Here is a 432-nt window from a genome sequence, read left to right as displayed (position 1 = left end):
ACTAAAACGGTACGGGTTTCCCCGTGATGGCGATGAGCCACCGTTCGGATATGTTTTTGAGCATTCTGCATCATGCCGAACAAGACTTGCGCCAGCTTTTGCATATTCCGTCCAACTATAAAATCCTGTTTTTACCGGGCGGTGCGACCACGCAATTCAATATGGTGACCATGAATTTAGCGCACGGTTTTACGACTGCCGATGCGGTGGTAACGGGCAACTGGAGCAGTATTGCCTATGAACAGATGAGCAGTTTGAGTAATGCCGAAATCCGTTTGGCCGCGCATGGCGGCGAGCAATATGCATATAAAAACCTACCTGCGGTGGAGGATTGGGATGTGAACCCGCATTCCGCGTTTGTTCATTTTGCGATTAATGAAACCGTCAACGGCTTGCAGTATCACAACGTCCCCCAACTTTCAGACGGCCTGG

General features: G+C 50.0%; 1 pseudogene. It reads left to right on the top strand.

What is annotated here, in order from left to right:
• Window positions 1-5: 5 nt before the first annotated feature.
• Window positions 6-432: pseudogene (locus tag ACTHTQ_RS11475) on the top strand (aminotransferase class V-fold PLP-dependent enzyme); the annotation flags it as partial.

It is taken from the genome of Neisseria sp. P0020.S003 (genome assembly GCF_051957095.1).
Classification (GTDB): Bacteria; Pseudomonadota; Gammaproteobacteria; order Burkholderiales; family Neisseriaceae; genus Neisseria; species Neisseria subflava.
The sequence above is the reverse complement of the archived record's forward strand: the minus strand, read 5'-3'. Positions and strand labels throughout refer to the sequence as shown.